This is a genomic window from Bradyrhizobium murdochi, assembly GCF_000472965.1.
Taxonomy (GTDB): Bacteria; Pseudomonadota; Alphaproteobacteria; order Rhizobiales; family Xanthobacteraceae; genus Bradyrhizobium; species Bradyrhizobium murdochi.
In genome coordinates, this window is record NZ_AXAU01000011.1 from 91,188 (window position 1) to 108,653 (window position 17,466).

The window sequence follows — 17,466 nt, forward strand, 5'->3', positions numbered from 1 at the left end:
TGAAGCACGGGTCACGCCGCTGAAAAAAGAAAGCCGGCTTCACAGCCGGCTTTTTGTTGATCTGACCCTTGCGGAACCCTTACTCCGCCGGCGGCAGCGCCAGCGGTTCGGCTTCCGGAGCGCTCGGCACGATGGCCGCCTGCTTCTCGCGTTCGTCCAGGATCAGCTTGTCGCGCTTGACGGCGACTTCGCGGATCTTGGCCATCGAGGCGCCGGTGCCCGCCGGGATCAGCCGGCCGACAATGACGTTTTCCTTGAGGCCTTCCAGCGGATCCACCTTGCCGTTGACGGCGGCTTCGGTGAGCACGCGGGTGGTTTCCTGGAACGAGGCCGCCGAGAAGAACGAGCGGGTCTGCAGGCTCGCCTTGGTGATGCCGAGCAGAACCGGCGTTCCCGTGGCGGGCTTCTTGCCCTCTTCCTTTGCCTTCAGGTTGAGCGCGTCGAACTCGATCTTGTCGACCTGCTCGCCCGAGATCATGTCGGTGTCGCCCTGGTCGGTGATCTCGACCTTCTGCAGCATCTGACGGACAATCACCTCGATGTGCTTGTCGTTGATGAGCACGCCCTGCAGCCGGTAGACCTCCTGGATTTCGTTGACCAGATAGGCAGCGAGTTCCTCGATGCCCTTGATCGCCAGGATGTCGTGCGGCGCCGGATTGCCTTCGACGATGAAATCGCCCTTTTCGACGATGTCGCCGTCCTGCAGATGGATGTGCTTGCCCTTCGGGATCAGGTACTCGCGCGGCTCCTCGGTCTTGTCCATCGGCTCGATCGAGATGCGGCGCTTGTTCTTGTAGTCGCGGCCGAAACGGATCGTGCCGGCGATTTCCGCGATGATCGCCGCGTCCTTCGGCTTGCGGGCCTCGAACAATTCGGCCACCCGCGGCAGACCGCCGGTGATGTCGCGGGTCTTGGCGCTTTCGGTCGAGATACGCGCCAGGATGTCGCCGGACTTGACCTTCGCGCCGGTATCCACCGACAGGATGGCGTCGACCGACAGCATGTAGCGGGCATCGCCGCCGCGCGGCAGCTTGAGCACCTTGCCGTCCTTGCCCTTGACCACGATAGCCGGACGCAGGTCGGCACCACCGCGCGACGCACGCCAGTCGATGACGACGCGCTTGGCGATACCGGTGGATTCGTCGAGCGTTTCCGAGATCGACTGGCCCTCGACGAGGTCCTCGAACCCGATGGTGCCCTCGACTTCGGTAAGAACCGGACGGGTGTACGGATCCCACTCCGCGATGCGCTGGCCGCGCTTGACCATGTCGCCCTCGTCGACGTGCATGCGCGCACCGTACTGAATGCGGTGGGTCGCACGCTCGGTTCCGTCGGCATCGACGATCGCAACGACCATGTTGCGAACCATCGCGATCAAGTGACCTTCGCTGTTTCGGGCGATGGACTTGTTCTTGATGGTGACCTTGCCCTCGAAGTTCGATTCGACGAACGACTGCTCGTTGATCTGCGCCGCGCCGCCGATGTGGAACGTGCGCATCGTGAGCTGCGTGCCCGGTTCACCGATCGACTGGGCGGCGATAACGCCGACCGCCTCGCCGTGGTTGACCGGCGTGCCGCGGGCCAGATCGCGGCCGTAGCACTTGCCGCAGATGCCGTTGACGAGTTCGCAGGTCAGCGCCGAGCGGATCTTCACCTCCTGGATGCCGGCCTGCTGGATGGCGTCGACATGCGACTCTTCCATCAGCGTACCGCGCTTGACCACGACCTTGTTGGTCGCGGGATCGCGCAGATCCTCGCCCGCGACGCGGCCGAGAATACGCGAGGCCAGCGAAGCGACCACCGTGCCAGCATCGACGATGGCGCGCATCTTGATGCCGAGCTTGGTGCCGCAATCGTCCTGCGTGATGATGCAGTCCTGCGCGACGTCGACCAGGCGGCGGGTCAGGTAACCGGAGTTCGCGGTCTTCAACGCGGTGTCCGCAAGACCCTTGCGGGCGCCGTGGGTCGAGTTGAAGTATTCGAGCACCGACAGACCTTCCTTGAAGTTGGAAATGATCGGCGTCTCGATGATCTCACCCGACGGCTTCGCCATCAGGCCGCGCATACCGGCGAGCTGACGCATCTGGGCCGGCGAACCGCGCGCGCCCGAATGCGCCATCATGTAGATCGAGTTGATGTCGGCGTCGGCGCCCTTCGGCGTCTTCTTGGTCGAGGAGATTTCCTTCATCATCTCCTTGGCGATTTCTTCGGTCGCCTTCGACCAGGCGTCGACCACCTTGTTGTACTTCTCGCCATGGGTGATCAGGCCGTCGTTGTACTGCTGCTCGAAATCCTTCGCCAGCGTACGGGTGGTGTCGACGATCTTCCACTTGCTGTGCGGCACGACCATGTCGTCCTTGCCGAAGGAGATGCCGGCCTTGAACGCATTGTAGAAGCCGAGCGCCATGATGCGGTCGCAGAAGATCACGGTCTCCTTCTGACCGCAGTGGCGGTAGACCTGGTCGATCACGCCGGAGATTTCGCGCTTGGTCATCAGCTTGTTGATGATGTCGTACGAAATCCGCGGGTTTTTCGGCAGCACGTTGCCGAGCATGACGCGGCCCGCGGTGGTCTCGATCCAGCGCTTGGTGGTCTTGCCGCTCTCGTCGGTGCCCTCCCACCGGTACTTGATCTTGGTGTGGAGGTGGATGACCTTCGAATGCAGGGCGTGCTCGAGCTCGGCCATGTCGCCGAAGATCTTGCCCTCGCCGGGCAGGCCTTCACGCATGATCGAGAGATAATAGAGGCCGAGCACGATGTCCTGCGACGGCACGATGATCGGCTGACCGTTCGCCGGATGCAGGATGTTGTTGGTCGACATCATCAGGACGCGCGCTTCCAACTGCGCTTCCAGCGACAGCGGAACGTGCACGGCCATCTGGTCGCCGTCGAAGTCGGCGTTGAACGCCGCGCAAACCAGCGGGTGGAGCTGGATCGCCTTGCCTTCGATCAACACCGGCTCGAACGCCTGGATGCCGAGGCGGTGCAGCGTCGGCGCGCGGTTGAGCAGCACCGGATGCTCGCGGATCACCTCGTCGAGGATATCCCAGACCTCGGGACGCTCCTTTTCGACCAGCTTCTTCGCCTGCTTCACGGTGGTGGACAGACCCTTGGCGTCGAGCCGCGAATAGATGAACGGCTTGAACAGTTCGAGCGCCATCTTCTTCGGCAGGCCGCACTGATGCAGCCGCAGCTCGGGACCGACCACGATCACCGAACGGCCCGAATAGTCGACGCGCTTGCCGAGCAGGTTCTGCCGGAAGCGGCCCTGCTTGCCCTTGAGCATGTCGGCCAGCGACTTCAGCGGGCGCTTATTGGCGCCGGTGATGACGCGGCCGCGGCGGCCGTTGTCGAACAGCGCGTCGACGGCCTCCTGCAGCATGCGCTTTTCGTTGCGGATGATGATGTCGGGCGCGCGCAGCTCCATCAGCCGCTTCAAGCGGTTGTTGCGGTTGATGACGCGGCGGTAGAGGTCGTTAAGGTCCGAGGTCGCGAAGCGGCCGCCGTCGAGCGGCACCAGCGGACGCAGGTCCGGCGGGATCACCGGCACCACGGTCAGGATCATCCACTCCGGCTTGTTGCCGGAATAGCGGAACGCTTCGACGATCTTCAGGCGCTTGGCGAGCTTCTTGTGCTTGATGTCGGATTCAGTCTCCTGCATCTCCGCGCGCAGGGACTGCTCGAGCTTTTCGAGCTCAAGACCCTTCAACAGCTCGCGGATCGCTTCCGCGCCGATCATGGCGGTGAACGAATCCTGGCCGTATTCGTCCTGCGCCTTCAGGTACTCGTCTTCCGACAGGAGCTGACGGTCCTTGAGCGCGGTCAGGCCCGGCTCCAGCACGACGTAGTATTCGAAGTACAGGATCCGCTCGAGATCCTTCAGCGTCATGTCGAGCAGAAGGCCGATGCGCGACGGCAGCGACTTCAGGAACCAGATGTGGGCAACAGGTGCCGCCAGTTCGATATGGCCCATGCGCTCGCGCCGGACGCGCGACAGCGTCACTTCGACCGAGCACTTTTCGCAGATGATGCCCTTGTACTTCATCCGCTTGTACTTGCCGCACAAGCACTCGTAATCCTTGATCGGCCCGAAGATGCGGGCGCAGAACAGGCCGTCGCGCTCCGGCTTGAAGGTCCGGTAGTTGATGGTCTCCGGCTTTTTGATCTCGCCGTAGGACCAGGACAGAATCTTCTCCGGGGACGCAATCGAGATCCGGATCTGGTCGAAGACCTGGGCCGGGGTCGTCGGATTGAAGAGATTCATAATTTCTTGGTTCATCGTCTTCTCCTCGCGTGCCGGTCGTCACCGGCAGCAAATTCGAAACTCTTATCTGGTGCGCGCCCCACTCAACGTCCGAGAGGAGCGCGAATGTCCGGCCCTTTTGCGCGAAGCTTGCCTCGCGCTTTGGGCCGAACATGGAATCTCAAGCGTTACTCAGCCGCCTCGGACGTCGGCGCCGGTCCCATCTTGGAATTGTGCAGGTCGACGTTGAGGCCGAGCGAGCGCATTTCCTTAACCAGCACGTTGAACGATTCCGGGATACCCGCCTCGAATGTGTCGTCGCCGCGCACGATCGCCTCGTACACCTTGGTACGGCCGGCGACGTCGTCCGATTTCACGGTCAGCATTTCCTGCAGCGTGTAGGCCGCGCCGTAGGCTTCCAGCGCCCACACCTCCATTTCGCCGAAACGCTGGCCGCCGAACTGCGCCTTGCCGCCCAGCGGCTGCTGGGTGACGAGCGAGTACGGACCGATCGAACGCGCGTGGATCTTGTCGTCGACCAGATGGTGCAGCTTGAGCATGTAGATGTAGCCCACCGTCACCTTGCGATCGAAGGCATCGCCGGTGCGGCCGTCATAGACGGTCGACTGGCCGGAGGCGTCGAAGCCCGCGAGCTTCAGCATCTCCTCGATGTCGGCTTCCTTGGCGCCGTCGAACACCGGCGTCGCGATCGGCACGCCGTGGCTCAGATTGCGACCCAGCTCCATCAGCTCGTTGTCGTTCAGCGTCTTGATGGTTTCATCGTCGCCATAGATCTTCTTCAGGGTCTCGCGCAGCGGCTTGAGATCCTGCTTCTGATAATAGCCGTCGATGGTCTGGCCGATGCGTTTGCCGAGGCCGGCGCAGGCCCAACCGAGATGCGTCTCCAGGATCTGGCCGACGTTCATGCGCGAGGGCACGCCGAGCGGATTGAGCACGATATCCGCGTGCGTACCGTCCTCGAGGAACGGCATGTCCTCGATCGGAACGATCTTGGACACCACGCCCTTGTTGCCGTGGCGGCCGGCCATCTTGTCGCCGGGTTGGATTTTGCGCTTCACCGCGACGAAGACCTTGACCATCTTCATCACGCCGGGCGGCAACTCGTCGCCACGCTGCAGCTTTTCGACCTTGTCGAGGAAGCGCTGTTCAAGGCCCTTCTTCGATTCGTCGTACTGCTTCCGCATCGCCTCGATTTCGGCCATCAGCTTGTCGTTCGGTGATGCAAACATCCACCACTGCGACTTCGGATACTCCTCGAGCACGGCGCGCGTGATCTTGGTGTCCTTCTTGAAGCCCTTCGGACCCGCGATGCCCTGGCGGTTTTCAAGGAGCTCGGCGAGGCGGCCGTAGACGTTACGGTCAAGGATCGCCTGCTCGTCGTCGCGGTCCTTGGCCAGACGCTCGATCTCTTCCCGCTCGATCGCCAGCGCGCGCTCGTCCTTGTCGACGCCGTGGCGGTTGAACACACGCACTTCCACGATCGTGCCCTGCACGCCCGGAGGCACGCGCAGCGAGGTGTCGCGGACGTCGGAAGCCTTTTCGCCGAAGATGGCGCGCAAAAGCTTTTCTTCCGGTGTCATCGGGCTTTCGCCCTTCGGCGTGATCTTACCGACCAGGATGTCGCCGGCGCGGACTTCGGCGCCGATATAGACGATGCCGGCTTCGTCGAGGTTTTTCAGCGCTTCTTCCGAAACGTTCGGAATGTCGCGGGTGATTTCCTCAGGTCCGAGCTTGGTGTCGCGGGCCATCACCTCGAACTCCTCGATGTGGATCGAGGTGAAGACGTCGTCCTTCACGATCCGCTCGGAGAGCAGGATCGAGTCTTCGAAGTTGTAGCCATTCCACGGCATGAACGCGACCAGCACGTTGCGGCCGAGCGCGAGCTCGCCAAGATCGGTCGAGGGACCATCAGCGATGATGTCGCCCTTCTTGACGATGTCGCCGACCTTCACCAGCGGACGCTGGTTGATGCAGGTCGACTGGTTGGAGCGCTGGTACTTCATCAGCCGGTAGATATCGACGCCCGACTTGGTCGGATCGAGATCTTCGGTGGCGCGGATCACGACGCGGGTGGCGTCGATCTGGTCGACCACGCCGGAACGGCGGGCGGCGATCGCAGCACCGGAGTCACGGGCCACTACACCTTCCATGCCGGTACCGACAAACGGCGCCTCGGCGCGAACCAGCGGCACCGCCTGGCGCTGCATGTTCGAACCCATCAGCGCGCGGTTGGCGTCGTCGTTCTCGAGGAACGGGATCAGCGCCGCGGCAACAGAGACGAGCTGCTTCGGCGACACGTCCATATAGTCGACCTTGTCCGGCGTGATCGGCAGCACTTCGCCGGCGTGACGGCAGACGATCAGGTCTTCGGTGAAGCGACCCTTGGCATCGAGCGGCACGTTGGCCTGCGCCACGCGATAACGGCCCTCCTCCATCGCCGAGAGATACACGACCTCGTCAGTGACGCGCCCGTCCTTCACCTTGCGGTAGGGCGTTTCGACGAAGCCGTACTTGTTGACGCGCGCGAACGTCGCCAGCGAGTTGATCAGGCCGATGTTCGGGCCTTCCGGCGTCTCGATCGGGCAGATGCGGCCGTAATGCGTCGGATGCACGTCGCGCACCTCGAAGCCGGCGCGCTCGCGGGTCAGACCGCCCGGTCCAAGCGCCGAGAGACGACGCTTGTGGGTGATCTCCGACAGCGGGTTGGTCTGGTCCATGAACTGCGAGAGCTGCGACGAGCCGAAGAACTCGCGCACCGCGGCAGCCGCCGGCTTGGCGTTGATCAGGTCCTGCGGCATTACGGTGTCGATGTCGACGCTGGACATGCGCTCCTTGATCGCACGCTCCATACGAAGGAGACCGATGCGGTACTGGTTCTCCATCAACTCGCCGACCGAACGCACACGGCGGTTACCGAGATGGTCGATGTCGTCGATCTCGCCCTTGCCGTCGCGCAGGTCGACCAGCGTCTTGATGACCGCCAGGATGTCTTCCTTGCGCAGCGTGCGGTGGGTGTCGGGCGCATCGAGTTCGAGGCGCATGTTCATCTTGACGCGGCCGACCGCGGAGAGGTCGTAACGCTCGGCGTCGAAGAACAGCGACTGGAACATGGTCTGGGCCGAATCGATCGTCGGCGGCTCGCCCGGACGCATCACGCGGTAGATGTCGAACAGCGCGTCTTCACGCGTCATGTTCTTGTCGGCATGCAGCGTGTTGCGGATGTAGGCACCGACATTGACGTGGTCGATGTCGAGCAGCGGCAATTCCTTGTAGCCCTGCTCGTTCAGCGCCTTCAGCGACTTCTCGGTGAGCTCCTCGCCGGCCTCGGCATAGATTTCACCGGTCTTCGGATTGACGAGATCCTCGGCGAGATAATTGCCGATCAGCTCTTCATCCGACAGGCGCAGGGCCTTCAGGCCCTTTTCCTGCAACTGGCGCGCCGCGCGCACGGTCAGCTTCTTGCCGGCCTCGAGCACCACCTTGCCGGTGTCGGCGTCGATCAGGTCGTTGATGGTCGAGTAGCCGCGGAAACGGGTGACGTCGAACGGCACGCGCCAGCCGTCCTTGGCGCGCTTGTAATTGATCTTCTTGTAGAAGGTCGAAAGGATCTGTTCCCCGTCGAGACCGAGCGCGTACATCAGCGAGGTCACAGGGATCTTGCGGCGGCGGTCGATGCGCGCGAACACGATGTCCTTGGCGTCGAACTCGATGTCGAGCCAGGAACCGCGATACGGAATCACGCGCGCGGCAAACAACAGCTTGCCGGACGAATGGGTCTTGCCCTTGTCGTGGTCGAAGAACACGCCGGGCGACCGATGCATCTGCGAGACGATGACGCGCTCGGTGCCGTTGACGACGAAGGTGCCGTTCATGGTCATGAGCGGGATGTCGCCCATGTAGACGTCCTGCTCCTTGATGTCCTTGACCGACTTGGCGCCGGTTTCCTCATCGATATCGAACACGATCAGGCGCAGCGTCACCTTCAGCGGCGCAGCATAGGTCATGCCGCGCTGGCGGCACTCATCGACGTCGTATTTCGGCGGCTCGAATTCGTAGCGGACGAATTCCAGCATCGAGGTGCCGGAGAAATCCGAGATCGGGAACACCGAGCGGAACACCGCCTGCAGGCCCTCGTCCAGCCGGCCGCCCGGAGGTTCATCGACCATCAGGAACTGGTCGTAAGACGCCTTCTGAACCTCAATCAGGTTCGGCATCTCGGCGACTTCCTTGATGTGTCCGAAGAACTTGCGGACCCGTTTGCGACCGGTGAATGTCTGCTGCGCCATCGTGGCCTCTCATTTTCGTCGCCTTAGTAGGCGAACCTTCCGAAGCGCGACTGCCATCGCCCCCGGGTTGAATTGTCGAATCGCTCAAAAGGAACAAAGCCCACTTTCAGGAATTAAATCCTGAACCCGCACTTTAGACCTTCAAAACGCAAAACGACGCGCGGGCGCATGACTGCACCCGCCCGTCATAACTGGTGGTTTCACGGACTGAAAAAGCCCGAAATCTGACTGTCTCCCAACGGGTTACGCCGGGAACCCTGCCGTTCCCCGCCGCCTACCGTCTTTTCCTGCTGCCGCCACGATATGGGGCGGAATAGTGGAGATTCGAGGGGCTAACCCCACGAATCCCCACACTTTTCTGTGTAGTACGCTTACTTCAGCTCGACCTTCGCGCCAGCCTTTTCGAGCTGGGCCTTGATCTTGTCGGCTTCTTCCTTGTTCACGCCTTCCTTCAGCGGCTTCGGAGCGCCTTCGACGAGGTCCTTGGCTTCCTTGAGGCCGAGGCCGGTGATGGCGCGGACTTCCTTGATGACCTCAATCTTCTTGTCGCCAGCAGCGGCGAGAACGACGGTGAAGTCGGTCTTCTCTTCAGCCGGAGCGGCAGCGGCGCCACCAGCGGCCGGGCCGGCAACCGCAACGGCGGCAGCGGCGGAAACGCCCCACTTTTCTTCGAGGAGCTTGGCGAGTTCGGCCGCTTCGAGCACGGTCAGGCTCGAGAGGTCATCGACGATTTTCTGCAAGTCAGCCATTGATCTATTTCCTTAAACGTTTGGTTTCGAACCAGGTTTGAGATTAGCGAAGGGTCAGGCCGCTTCGCCCTTTGAGGCATGGGCCTGAATGACGCGCGCGAGCTTGGCCGCGGGCGCGGTGGAGAGCTGGGCGATCTTGGTTGCCGGCGCCACTAGGAGGCCGACAAGCTTGCCGCGCAGTTCGTCCAGCGACGGCAGCGAGGCAAGTGCCCTCACGCCGTTCACATCCAGGACGGTTTTACCCATCGAGCCGCCGAGAATGACGAACCGCTCGTTCGTCTTGGCGAACTCCATGGCAACCTTCGGCGCCGCTACCGGATCGTTTGAAGTCGCGATCACGGTCGGCCCCTTCAAAAGGGAGCCAATGGCAACGACGTCCGTGCCTTCAAGAGCAATTTTGGCGAGACGGTTCTTCGAGACCTTCACCGACGCGCCCGCATGCTTCATCTGCGTACGCAGCTTCTGCATCTGGGCCACGGTGAGGCCGGAATAATGGGCGACGACTGCAACGCTCGTGGTCTTGAAGACCTCGTTCAGCGCCTCAACCGCGTCCTTTTTTGCCGCTCTTTCCACAGCAAGCTCTCTCCGGTTGGCGGCCTTCGCTTACGAGCGAGACCGCCGGGTTGCACCCATCGTCTCGCCCAAAACCTGACCTCTAGACACCAGTCTCAAGGACACGCCGGGCAGACGACATTTGAAAAGCCTGCCCTCCCGAACCAGATGGCGCGGGGTGTCGAGGTTCGAACCAAATCAGCGATGGCGCCGCCCAAGGCGACGCTAAAGCGAAATCCGGTCTTCACCCGTCTATGCAGGCTATAAGATTAAGCCGTTGAGGAACTTGCGTTTCTTCGCGGGCGCCTGCAGTCTCGGACAGGATCGGGGCCATTCGGCAAGCCGAAGGACCCCTGCCGCATTCCACGAAACGATGAGTTTTCGTTCCTTTCGAGCAATCCATGCGGATGTCCTGAAAGGAATGATCTCCTACCGTAACGGGTTTTCGGAATGCGCGCACAGACGTGCCAGCAGCTACGGCCAGCACGCCTGGAAGCCGTTGTTTAACGAGTCTTGCCCGGCTTGCCAAGAGCAAAATTCACACCAGTTCACGGAGACCGGCCGGACAACAATTTTCGTTCCGAATCTCGAAATTTCTTTGACGGTTCCGTCACACCGGCGACGCCCGCCTCGTCTTGGCCGCAGGAGCTTCTCATGCGGCGTCAGTTGGCAGCCATTCTTGCGATACCCGCGGTTCTGAACGGGCTGGCCATGCTCGTGGCCGGACCGCTCTGGTACCAAACCGTGCCCGGGGTGCCGGACACCGGCCCGTTCAATCCACATTTTGTTCAGGACATCGGTGCCGCGTTTCTCGTGGCCGGTCTGGCGTTGGCCGCGCGGGCATGGCGCCCGCGCTATTGGCCGGCGGCCGTGGCGGGCGCCGGCTTCCTCGCCGCGCACGGTCTGATCCACCTGGTGCTGATCGTTACCGGGCACTCCCACAACGCCGCGTTCGATCTTCTTGCCGTGGTCCTGCCCTCCGCACTCGCCCTCTATTCCGCCTTTCCCAACAAAGGAGAACAATATGCGTAGTTGGATCGCCCGCCGTGGTTTGCGCGCATTCGCCAAACGCTATGGTTACGACGTCAGCTATCTCGAAATGATGCTGAACGAATCGCCTGCCGCCTTTTTCAAGTTCGCGCCCATCATGAAGGCGGCCGCGCACCTTGAGGCGGTCCCGACCGATGCCAGCTTCGCTGCCAAAATCGTCGGCGCGCTGGCGGAGGATTGCGGCCCCTGCACGCAATTGGTCGTCGACATGGCGCTGGAGGCGGGCATGGCCAAGGACCAGATCGAGGCGGTTCTTCGCCGCGATCCGCGCGCGATGAATGATGCGACCATGCTCGGGTTCCGGTTTGCCGACGCCGTGGTGCGCCGCTCCGCCAATGACGATGAGTTTCGCGACGCCGTCCGCGCCCAATGGGGCCCGAAAGGCGTGATAGACCTGACGATGGCGCTCCAGCTTGGCCGCATGTTCCCGATGGTGAAAGCCGGGCTCGGCTATGCCAAGGAGTGCCGCCGCGTCTCGGTGAACGGGCACAATGTCGATGTCGTCAAACAGGCTGCATGACGGCGACCCGCTGGCGCCCCATCGCGGGCGCCTGCTCGGGCTCGCCTATCGCATGCTCGGCAGCCGCAGCGACGCCGAAGACGTCGTGCAGGACGCCTATCTCCGCTTTGCCAGCGCACGGGATGTCCGCAACGCGGAAGCGTTTCTCGTCACCATCGTGACCCGGCTTTGTCTCGATCGCCTGAAGAGCGCGAAGGCGCAGCGGGAGATCTATATCGGGCCATGGCTTCCGGAGCCCGTGTGCGACGCGGAAAGCCTGTCGGCGGAAGCCGCCACCGAACTGGCCGACGATCTATCGTTTGCCTTGTTGCTGGCGTTGGACCGGCTTTCTCCGATGGAGCGCGCGGCCTTCCTGCTGCACGATGTGTTCGACACGCCGTTTTCCGAAATCGCCGCGATGCTCGACCATAGCGAGGCCGCCTGCCGTCAACTTGCCTCGCGCGCCCGCCGAGCGGTGCGCGACAACCGCCCGCTACCCGCGGCCGCGCCGGACGATCACGCGCGTCTCCTGCGCGCTTTCAGCGAAGCGGTCGCCAGCGGCGACGTCAGTCGGCTGGCGCAATTGCTGCGCGAGGACGCGGTTGCGATCACCGATGGCGGCGGCCGCAAATTCGCGGCGCGCAATCCGATTGTTGGGAAAGACAAGGTCGCCCGCTTCTTCGTCGGCATTGCCGGCAAAACCGCCGGCCAGGACGTCCGTATCGAGCCGGCTGTCATCAACGGCGCCATTGGCGCGCTACTCTATCTCGATGGCGAACTCGACCTCACTTTGAGCATGGCGATCGATGGCGAAAGAATCGCCGCGATCTACGTCGTCCGCAATCCCGACAAGCTGCGCCACATCCCGCCTGCCGGGACACACTGAGCCCGTCAGCCGAGCGGCACCTTGTACGGCAGCGGCTTGCCGACGAAGAACGCGTCGAGATTGGCCAGCACGCAATCCTGCATCGCCACATGCGACTCCAGCGTATGGCCGCCGATATGCGGAGAGAGCACGACGTTGGGCAGCGCCGTCAGGGCGTCCGGCGCATGCGGCTCCTTCGCGTAGACGTCGAGGCCGGCGCCGGCGATGGTCTGATCGGTCAGCGCCGCAATCAGCGCAGGCTGGTCGATCACCGAGCCGCGCGAAATATTGACGACGTAACCATCCTTGCCGAGCTTGCGCAGAATATGGGCATCAACAACGTGATGGGTATCGGCGCCCGCCCGCACCGCGATCATCAGGACACTGCACCATTCGGCCAGCGCATCCAGGCTCGGAAAATACCGATACGGCACATCGTGCTGCCGGCGGCTGAAATAGCCGACCTCAGTCTCGAACGCGGCAACCCGCGCCGCAATCCTGCGGCCGATTTCGCCCATGCCGTAGACGCCGATTTTTCGGCCAAGCATGCCCGCCTGCGGTCGCATCATCGGCGAAGGCTTTGCGGCCGCCCAACTGCCGCCCCGCACATAGTCATCGGCCGCGAGCAGCCGCCGCGTGGCCGCCAGCATCAGCGTAAGAGCGATATCCGCGACTGACGCCGCATTGGCGCCGGGGCTGTGACCGACAGCAATATTGCGCTTCGCCGCCGCTGCCAGATCGACGCCGTCATAGCCGGTGCCGTAGCAGATGATGGCGCCCAGTTTCGGCATCATGTCCATCGCGTCACCGCGCAGCGGCGTGCCGCCTGCCGTGATCAGCGCTCTGATGTCGGCGAGCTGATCGGCTGAGAATACCGCGTTGGGCGCTTTGCCTGCGGCATTCAACAACTCGAAGCGTTCGCCAAAGCGCTCCATCTGGGCTTTCGGAAAACGCGAATAGATCAGGACTTTCTCGGGCATTGTTCTTCCTTCTTGCCAAGTCCGACGGGCCGACGATTAGGCAAAAGCGACATCAAACGCAAAGGGCGGAATCGGTCGCCCGATTCCGCCCTTGCAATTCACTTAAACCGCCACGAACTAGCCGAGCAGCGTGCCCGGCTCGACCTTGACGCCCGGGCCCATGGTGGAGGAGACCGCCACGCGCTGGATGTAGGTGCCCTTGGCGCCGGCCGGCTTTGCCTTCGCCACCGCGTCCGCAAGCGCTTTCACGTTCTGCACCAGCTTTTCCTCGGAGAACGACGCCTTGCCGACACCGGCCTGCACGATGCCGGCCTTCTCGACGCGGAATTCGACCGAGCCGCCCTTGGCGCCCTTCACGGCTGACGTGACGTCCATCGTCACGGTGCCGATCTTCGGGTTCGGCATCATGCCGCGCGGGCCGAGCACCTTACCGAGGCGGCCAACCAGCGGCATCATGTCGGGAGTTGCGATACAACGGTCGAAGTCGATCGTGCCGGCCTGGACCTTCTCGACTAGGTCTTCGGCGCCGACGACGTCAGCACCGGCAGCCTTGGCTTCGTCCGCTTTGGCGCCACGGGCGAACACACCGACGCGCAGCGTGCGGCCGGTGCCGTTCGGCAGGTTGACGACGCCACGAACCATCTGGTCGGCGTGGCGCGGGTCGACGCCGAGATTGATCGCGATCTCGATCGTCTCGTCGAACTTCGACGTGGCGCGTTCCTTGACCATCTTGATGGCATCCGCGAGCGGATAGAGCTTCTCGCGGTCGATGCCCTCACGGACCTTCTTCAAACGTTTTCCGATTGCCATGGTCCGTTACCCCGCAACTTCCAGACCCATCGAACGGGCGGAGCCCTCAACCATCTTCATGGCCGATTCGACTGAGTCGCAATTGAGATCCTTCATCTTCTTCTCGGCGATCTCGCGCACCTGCGCGCGTGTCACCTGGCCCGCCTTGTCGCGGCCCGGAGCTTTCGAGCCGGACTGGATCTTGGCAGCTTGCTTGAGGAAGTAGGACATCGGCGGCGTCTTCATCTCGAAGGTGAAGGAACGGTCCGCATAGATGGTGATGATCACCGGGATCGGGGTGTTCTTTTCTTCCTTCTGCGTCTGCGCGTTGAACGCCTTACAGAATTCCATGATGTTGAGGCCGCGCTGACCAAGCGCGGGACCGATCGGGGGCGACGGATTGGCCGCACCGGCCGGGACCTGAAGCTTCAGGTATCCGGTCACTTTCTTTGCCATGTATCACTCCTGTTGTGCCGACCGGGGCCGGCGGTTTCAGGGTCCGTGGTTCGGTTGAAGCGCGGTTGGCGACCGCCCTCTTCCTCCCACGGCCTTAATTGACGCGAAGACAAGCTTCGCGCCGCTCCGATCAGACCTTCTCGACCTGACCGAATTCCAGTTCGACCGGCGTGGCGCGGCCGAAGATCGACACCGCGACCTTCACGCGCGAACGCGCCTCGTCAATTTCCTCGACCACGCCGGAGAACGACGCGAACGGACCATCGGCCACGCGGACGTTCTCGCCGATTTCAAACGACACCGTGGCCTTCGGCCGCTCAACACCTTCCTGCACCTGCTGCAGGATGTGCATCGCCTCGGATTCGGAGATCGGCATCGGCTTGTTTTCGGCGCCGAGGAAGCCCGTCACCTTCGGCGTGTTCTTGATGAGATGGAACGCCTCGTCGGTCAGTTTCATCTTCACCAGCACGTAGCCCGGGAAGAATTTGCGCTCGGCGTCGATCTTGCGGCCGCGGCGCACCTCGGTGACCTTTTCGGTCGGCACCAGCACCTGGTCGAACAGTTCCTCGAGGCCGCGCTGCTTCGCCTGCTCGCGGATCGATTCCGCCACCTTCTTCTCGAAGTTCGAGTAGGCGTGAACGATATACCAGCGCTTGTCCATCGTAAGGGTTCCGGTGCTCATCATTGGACGCCCAGCAGGAAGGTGACGACGTAGCGGATGATCAGATCCGACAGGAAGAAAAAGATCGAAGCCAATGCAACCATCACGAAAACCATGATCGTGGTGATCGTTGTCTCGCGGCGCGTCGGCCAGGTGACCTTGGCGGTTTCCGAGCGCACTTCCTGCAGGAATTTGAACGGGCTGAAAGCCATCGTTGGTTACCGCGTCCTTCGTGAGACGATTGCGATTTAAAGCGAATTCGAACAGCCCTCTAGTGCCCAGCCCTCTCTCGAAGGATGAGCCGCCAAGCGGGCTCGATTGTTCGGGGGAATTCAAAGCCGCGCCGGATATCCGCATCTCAACGGGCCGGCAGCAGGTGGCGGGTATCTACTGCCGCCCGGGCAAAAGGTCAAGGTACGGGGTGCCGCGGCCCCTGTCGGCTGGGTGAACGGGGCGGAGCCATTGGTTAACCCGCCGATACCGGGTCGGCTCAAATGCACCCAAGGCCGCCATCCTGATTTTAAAAGCTCCTAGATATCCTGTTTGCTCCACTGGGGAGCGAGACGACCATGGCACTGTTGGGCCAAGACCACGAAAGACCTTCGAGCGAAACCGCGTGGACCATTCTCGACGCGGCACATGACCTCGGCGACATCGTTACGGTCGATGCCTGCCGGCGGGTGATCGATGCCGACCTGCGTGGCGACACGCCGGCCACCTCGGACATGGTGGTCCTCTCCGCGTTCTTCGGCTAGTTGCCAGACAGCGCCAGGAAATCACCGCGGATCGATCCGCGAAGGATCGCCGGCCGAAAATCAGCGTAAGTATTTGATTTAGCTGGCAGGAGTGGCAGGGCTCGAACCTGCGACCCCCGGTTTTGGAGACCGGTGCTCTACCAATTGAGCTACACTCCTGCAGGGAACCGCCGCATGCGTCGGTTCGTGCCGTTTCAAGCATAGGGCATGCCCCGATTGCAAGGGCGAAGCAGCCTACCGCCCTATCCAAAGCACGCCTTCTGCGCCAGACTTGGTCACCATAACAACAAGCGCAACGGGAGAGACCATGAACGCGCAGACCGCCGCCCGGCAGACTTCCGCCCCCCAGACCCCTTCGCTCCCGCAGGCCAAGCCGGAAACCATCGGCCTCTCGAGCGTCCGCCTGCAGCGGATGTCGGACGCTTTCAAGCGCGAGGTGGACAAGGGAACCCTGCCCGGCGCCATCGTGATGGTGGCCCGGCGCGGCCAGATCGGCTGGTTCGATGCGATCGGCCGCCAGAGCCCGGCCGCCAGCGCGCCGATGGCGCATGACAGCATCTTCCGTATCTTCTCGATGACCAAGCCGATCGTCTCGGTCGGCATCATGATGCTGGTCGAGGACGGCCACTTCATCCTTGGCGATCCCGTCGCCAAATTCATTCCGGAGTTTGCCGACCAGAAGGTCGGCGTCGAGAGCAACGGCAAGCTCGAGCTGGTGCCGGCGAAGCGGCAGATGACGGTTCAGGACCTGCTGCGGCATACGTCCGGCCTGACCTACGACCATACCGGTAACGGCCTCGTCCAGCAGCTCTATCAGCAGTCGCGGCTGCGCAGCCGCAAGATCACCAACGCCGAGCACGCCACCATAATCGCCGGCATGCCGCTGATCTGCCAGCCCGGCGCGGAATGGAACTACAGCCGCTCGACCGACGTCTTGGGCCGCATCATCGAAGTGGTCTCCGGCAAATCGCTCGGCGCGTTACTGACGGAACGCATCCTGGCGCCGCTGCAGATGGCCGAGACCGCTTTCCATACCTCAGAAGCCAACGCCGGCCGCCTCGCCGAACCGTTCGCGAACGATCCGTGGAACGGCGACAAGGTGCAGCTCTTCAATATGCTGGAGAAGCCCGCAATGGAATCCGGCGGCGGCGGGCTGGTCTCGACCACTATGGACTATGCGCGGTTCTGCCAGATGCTGCTCAACGGCGGCGCGCTCGACGGCAACAGGATCATCGGCCGCAAGACGCTGGAGCTGATGGCATCGGATCATCTCGCCCCAGGCGTGAAGGTCTCTTCGCCGCTGATGCCGCCCGGTCATGGTTTTGGCCTCGGCTTCGCGGTCCGCACTCACAGAGGCATCGCGCCATTCCCGGGATCGCTCGGCCAGTTCTTCTGGAGCGGCATGGCCGGCACGTTCTTCTTCATCGATCCCGCGGAAGATCTGTTCACGGTGTTCATGATGCAGGGCCCCGGCCAACGCGAATACATCCGCAACTTGCTGCGGGATCTGGTCTACGCGGCGGTAGAGTGATTTCTCGTGCCCCGGACGCGACGCAGCAC

General features: G+C 62.6%; 14 protein-coding genes and 1 tRNA gene. 5 read left to right on the top strand and 10 right to left on the bottom strand.

Features of this window, described 5'->3' with window-relative positions; all coding sequences use genetic code 11:
• Positions 1 to 79: 79 nt before the first annotated feature.
• The 4 genes from rpoC to rplJ form a co-directional block, all read right to left on the bottom strand.
• Complete coding sequence (rpoC, locus tag YUO_RS0121110) at positions 80 to 4,279, bottom strand: DNA-directed RNA polymerase subunit beta' (RefSeq protein ID WP_028349065.1); 4,200 nt, start codon at positions 4,277 to 4,279, stop codon at positions 80 to 82.
• 152 nt (positions 4,280 to 4,431) lie between these two features.
• Positions 4,432 to 8,550, bottom strand: coding sequence for a DNA-directed RNA polymerase subunit beta (rpoB, locus tag YUO_RS0121115; protein ID WP_028349066.1), 4,119 nt, complete (start codon positions 8,548 to 8,550; stop codon positions 4,432 to 4,434).
• 371 nt (positions 8,551 to 8,921) lie between these two features.
• Positions 8,922 to 9,299 carry a 50S ribosomal protein L7/L12 gene (rplL, locus tag YUO_RS0121120; RefSeq protein ID WP_016847588.1) on the bottom strand — a complete coding sequence of 126 codons (378 nt, stop codon included), beginning with the start codon at positions 9,297 to 9,299 and terminating at the stop codon, positions 8,922 to 8,924.
• Between the two features lie 54 nt (positions 9,300 to 9,353).
• The gene (gene rplJ, locus YUO_RS0121125; protein WP_028349067.1) at positions 9,354 to 9,872 is read right to left on the bottom strand and encodes a 50S ribosomal protein L10; all 519 of its coding nucleotides are present in this window, start codon (positions 9,870 to 9,872) and stop codon (positions 9,354 to 9,356) included.
• A gap of 633 nt (positions 9,873 to 10,505) precedes the next feature.
• On the opposite strand from rplJ, the gene YUO_RS41300 reads away from it, so the two are divergent.
• From YUO_RS41300 to sigJ, 3 genes are read left to right on the top strand one after another with little or no spacing between them, the layout of a single operon-like run.
• A complete protein-coding gene (locus YUO_RS41300; RefSeq protein WP_035727211.1) occupies positions 10,506 to 10,883 on the top strand; it encodes a hypothetical protein in 378 nt (125 codons plus the stop codon).
• Positions 10,876 to 11,421, top strand: a complete 546-nt coding sequence (locus YUO_RS0121135; RefSeq protein ID WP_028349068.1) for a carboxymuconolactone decarboxylase family protein — start codon at positions 10,876 to 10,878, stop codon at positions 11,419 to 11,421. Before YUO_RS41300 ends, YUO_RS0121135 begins: the two co-directional genes overlap by 8 nt.
• Positions 11,399 to 12,286, top strand: a complete 888-nt coding sequence (sigJ, locus tag YUO_RS0121140) for an RNA polymerase sigma factor SigJ (protein WP_156908706.1) — start codon at positions 11,399 to 11,401, stop codon at positions 12,284 to 12,286. The genes YUO_RS0121135 and sigJ overlap by 23 nt, the downstream gene beginning before the upstream one ends.
• 5 nt (positions 12,287 to 12,291) lie before the next feature.
• Here sigJ and YUO_RS0121145 read toward each other — a convergent pair whose 3' ends face one another.
• The 5 genes from YUO_RS0121145 to secE all read right to left on the bottom strand — a co-directional run bounded on the left by YUO_RS0121145 (position 12,292) and on the right by secE (position 15,363).
• On the bottom strand, positions 12,292 to 13,245 hold the full coding sequence (locus YUO_RS0121145) for a 2-hydroxyacid dehydrogenase (protein ID WP_028349070.1): 954 nt from the start codon (positions 13,243 to 13,245) through the stop codon (positions 12,292 to 12,294).
• A gap of 117 nt (positions 13,246 to 13,362) precedes the next feature.
• Positions 13,363 to 14,055, bottom strand: coding sequence for a 50S ribosomal protein L1 (gene rplA, locus YUO_RS0121150; protein WP_028349071.1), 693 nt, complete (start codon positions 14,053 to 14,055; stop codon positions 13,363 to 13,365).
• A 6-nt stretch (positions 14,056 to 14,061) separates the two neighbouring features.
• Complete coding sequence (gene rplK / locus YUO_RS0121155) at positions 14,062 to 14,490, bottom strand: 50S ribosomal protein L11 (RefSeq protein ID WP_028349072.1); 429 nt, start codon at positions 14,488 to 14,490, stop codon at positions 14,062 to 14,064.
• A 130-nt stretch (positions 14,491 to 14,620) separates the two neighbouring features.
• Positions 14,621 to 15,151, bottom strand: a complete 531-nt coding sequence (gene nusG, locus YUO_RS0121160; protein WP_028349073.1) for a transcription termination/antitermination protein NusG — start codon at positions 15,149 to 15,151, stop codon at positions 14,621 to 14,623.
• Positions 15,152 to 15,171: 20 nt separating this feature from the next.
• A complete protein-coding gene (gene secE / locus YUO_RS0121165) occupies positions 15,172 to 15,363 on the bottom strand; it encodes a preprotein translocase subunit SecE (RefSeq protein ID WP_028349074.1) in 192 nt (63 codons plus the stop codon).
• 357 nt (positions 15,364 to 15,720) lie between these two features.
• Here secE and YUO_RS0121170 point away from each other — a divergent pair, with 357 nt between their 5' ends.
• Positions 15,721 to 15,906 (top strand): hypothetical protein, encoded by a 186-nt coding sequence (locus YUO_RS0121170; RefSeq protein ID WP_051379556.1) that lies wholly within the window; start codon positions 15,721 to 15,723, stop codon positions 15,904 to 15,906.
• A gap of 83 nt (positions 15,907 to 15,989) precedes the next feature.
• Here the strand turns inward: YUO_RS0121170 and YUO_RS0121175 are convergent.
• Positions 15,990 to 16,065, bottom strand: a tRNA-Trp gene (locus tag YUO_RS0121175).
• A 148-nt stretch (positions 16,066 to 16,213) separates the two neighbouring features.
• On the opposite strand from YUO_RS0121175, the gene YUO_RS0121180 reads away from it, so the two are divergent.
• Positions 16,214 to 17,437, top strand: coding sequence for a serine hydrolase domain-containing protein (locus YUO_RS0121180; protein ID WP_028349076.1), 1,224 nt, complete (start codon positions 16,214 to 16,216; stop codon positions 17,435 to 17,437).
• The last annotated feature ends 29 nt before the right edge of the window (positions 17,438 to 17,466 follow it).

What these genes read in the sequence shown, in the direction of transcription:
- rpoC (WP_028349065.1), bottom strand. Translation starts at nt 4,279, where the DNA reads ATGAACCAAGAAATTATGAATCTCTTCAATCCGACGACCCCGGCCCAG.
- rpoB (WP_028349066.1), bottom strand. Translation starts at nt 8,550, where the DNA reads ATGGCGCAGCAGACATTCACCGGTCGCAAACGGGTCCGCAAGTTCTTC.
- rplL (WP_016847588.1), bottom strand. Translation starts at nt 9,299, where the DNA reads ATGGCTGACTTGCAGAAAATCGTCGATGACCTCTCGAGCCTGACCGTG.
- YUO_RS41300 (WP_035727211.1), top strand. Translation starts at nt 10,506, where the DNA reads ATGCGGCGTCAGTTGGCAGCCATTCTTGCGATACCCGCGGTTCTGAAC.
- YUO_RS0121135 (WP_028349068.1), top strand. Translation starts at nt 10,876, where the DNA reads ATGCGTAGTTGGATCGCCCGCCGTGGTTTGCGCGCATTCGCCAAACGC.
- sigJ (WP_156908706.1), top strand. Translation starts at nt 11,399, where the DNA reads ATGTCGTCAAACAGGCTGCATGACGGCGACCCGCTGGCGCCCCATCGC.
- YUO_RS0121145 (WP_028349070.1), bottom strand. Translation starts at nt 13,245, where the DNA reads ATGCCCGAGAAAGTCCTGATCTATTCGCGTTTTCCGAAAGCCCAGATG.
- rplA (WP_028349071.1), bottom strand. Translation starts at nt 14,055, where the DNA reads ATGGCAATCGGAAAACGTTTGAAGAAGGTCCGTGAGGGCATCGACCGC.
- rplK (WP_028349072.1), bottom strand. Translation starts at nt 14,490, where the DNA reads ATGGCAAAGAAAGTGACCGGATACCTGAAGCTTCAGGTCCCGGCCGGT.
- nusG (WP_028349073.1), bottom strand. Translation starts at nt 15,151, where the DNA reads ATGGACAAGCGCTGGTATATCGTTCACGCCTACTCGAACTTCGAGAAG.
- secE (WP_028349074.1), bottom strand. Translation starts at nt 15,363, where the DNA reads ATGGCTTTCAGCCCGTTCAAATTCCTGCAGGAAGTGCGCTCGGAAACC.
- YUO_RS0121170 (WP_051379556.1), top strand. Translation starts at nt 15,721, where the DNA reads ATGGCACTGTTGGGCCAAGACCACGAAAGACCTTCGAGCGAAACCGCG.
- YUO_RS0121180 (WP_028349076.1), top strand. Translation starts at nt 16,214, where the DNA reads ATGAACGCGCAGACCGCCGCCCGGCAGACTTCCGCCCCCCAGACCCCT.